The sequence below is a fragment of the Neisseria sp. P0021.S005 genome, assembly GCF_051956955.1.
In genome coordinates this window covers 1-2454 of record NZ_JBQCWY010000460.1, presented here as the reverse complement: position 1 = coordinate 2454, position 2454 = coordinate 1, and the positions used below count along the sequence as shown (strand labels likewise).

General features: G+C 50.7%; 1 protein-coding gene. It reads right to left on the bottom strand.

All coding sequences use genetic code 11. The features are described 5' to 3' along the window. Window positions 1–192 precede the first annotated feature (192 nt). Window positions 193–2415: a TonB-dependent receptor gene (locus tag ACTHUE_RS15570; RefSeq protein WP_219088463.1), complete on the bottom strand. Its 2223-nt coding sequence runs from the start codon at window positions 2413–2415 to the stop codon at window positions 193–195. Between the last annotated feature and the right edge of the window lie 39 nt (window positions 2416–2454).

The window sequence follows — 2454 nt, the reverse complement described above, 5'->3', positions numbered from 1 at the left end:
CTCGAATGATGTATTGTGAAAATGGAATATTAACCTTGTTTCGCGTGAAATCCATAAAAAACATGTAAGATTTTTCAAGCAAAAAACATAAGGCAATCAAATCAGGCCGTCTGAAAAGGGATAAAAACCAAATTCTTGCTCTTTATCATTCCCTTTCAGACGGCCTGCTATTACGGTCAAACCGAAATCAGATTAGAAATCCAATTCCGCTTTTAGCCAATAAGTACGCGGCATGCCGACAACGGCGAAGCTGCGGTCGTATTGGCCGCGCTGTACCTGCCAGTAGTTTTTGTTGAACAGGTTTTCTACCGAGCTGCTGACGGTCAACGTATTTTTGCCGAGCTTGGTTTTGTAGCGCGCGCCTATGTCAACCAAAGTGTAGGACGGGAAGGCGTATTGTTTTTGCGTGTCTTGGTAAGACTTGCCGAAGTACGAAACGTTGCCGTTCAGGGTCAAGCCTTTGGCAAACGGGGTGTCCCATTCCACGCCTGCTTTGGCAATCACGCGCGGGTTGGCGACTTGTACGCCGTTAACTAAATTGTCGGCGAAATTCGGATAATCTTTTACGGTTGATTGCAGATACATCAGACCGAAAGTCGGACGCAGGGTTTTGTTCAACAAGTTGGCATAGGTATTGAACTCGATACCGCGGCTGCGTTCTATGCCTTGCTCCGAACCGCTATAAGCCAAGCCTGCATTTTTGCGCGCTGCGAAATCAGTTCCTGAAGTCGTGTTGCCGCGCCAGTAGCCCGGGCGTTTGATTTGGAACGCGTTTAAAGTGGTGACAAAGTCGCCCCAGTTTTTGCGTACGCCGACTTCAAATTGGCGGCTGACGCGCGGATCTGCCATCGTTACATGACCGTCGTCATCAGTACGAATGTCGGACGGCTCCAAATCTTCCATATAGTTTCCGTAAACCACCAAATCGGGCTGCGGAACCCATGCTGCCATCAACATCGGGCTGAAACGGCTCGCATCTGCTTTGCGGCCGTTTAATTTGTTTTTCTGCTCGACGGCTTGGAAACGCCCGCCTAAAGTGAGGCGGTATTTGTTGTCGGCAAAACCAAGCGTGTCAGATACCGCCAAACTGTTTACTTTGATCACGGTATCCAATGAAGGGGTTGGGTTCCACGCGCTGCCTAAGTTGGAATCCAATTTTGCCAATTGAGTAGGAATGTCGATGCTCGGATCGATAACGCTGCTTCTTGTTTGACGTGCGCCTTGATAAGTAGTGCGTTTGCGGTCGATGCGGTCAAATGCGGTACTCCAGTTGTGGCTTACCGGACCGGTTTCAAATTCGCCGCGTGCAGTCAGATTCATACTGAGCGTTTTAAAACGCTGGTCGGTCAAACGCGCGCGACCTGAATTGTAGGTCAAACCGCTGCTTGTAACGGTAGGAGAGGCGAAATTGCCATAATAGCGCGCATTGTTATAACCAATACCGCCTGTAATTTGGGCATTTTCAAACGCATCCCATTCAAAAGTCAGCATATTGGTCTGACCGCGCGTGTTTTGAGCCTGCCAGCTCGGCGCCAAATTCACTTTGCCTTCAGGTGCGTCAAACAAGCGGCCGTTGGCGTTTTGAATGTCCTGCATACGCGCGCGACCGCCGTTGGTTTTGCGTTTTGCGTAGATGGAATCGAACGCCACGCGCACTTTTTCGCCGCGATAGTCGGCATTCAAAGCAAATTCTTTGTTGTCTTCGCTGTAACCGTGACGCGGAGTGTCGCCGTGGCGCAGTTTACCATTGGCGCGCACGCCGAATTCTTTGTTTTCGCCGAAGCGTTGACCTAAATCGAACGTACCTTGGGCGCGGTTGTTGCTGAACCAGCCCAAACCGATTTTACGGTTACCTTCGTCTGCGGCTTTTTTGGTTTCGATGTTGACGGAACCGGATACCGCGCCTTCAGGGTCCATGCCGTTTACGGCGGTGGACGCGCCTTTAATCAGTTGTGCGGAGCCGACTTGCACGCTGGCCGTGCCTTGCGTGCCGTACATACCTGCCAAACCGTTGACGCTGAATTGGCGTGCATCAAGCTGATAACCGCGGAAATACAGGCCGGTCAATGTGTTGCTTTCGCCGCCGAACTGCCAAACGGAAGCGTCTTTTTTCGCTACGGCATCCACCAAAGTACGCGCTTCGGTGTTGTTGAGGGCTTGTTCGTCGTAGTTGACGACGGTAATCGGCGCGGTAAAAGCGTTGGCTTTACCCAATACGCCCAAGTTCACACGGTCACGTAAGTCGCCGTCGCTGGCAATAGAATAAGAGCGTGCGGCCTTCACGCGTTTAGCGTCGGCATGGACTTTGACTTCCTGCACTTCTGCATATGCTTCGGGAGCAGAAGTGGCTTCATCGGCGGCATAAGCGAATGCGCTTGCAACCACAAGCGGCATCAGGGCTAATTTGCTGTTCATAAAATACCTTCTGGTTTGAAATATTAATAATTCTTATAT

Coding starts and splice junctions, on each gene's coding strand:
- ACTHUE_RS15570 (WP_219088463.1), bottom strand. CDS start 2,415: ATGAACAGCAAATTAGCCCTGATGCCGCTTGTGGTTGCAAGCGCATTC.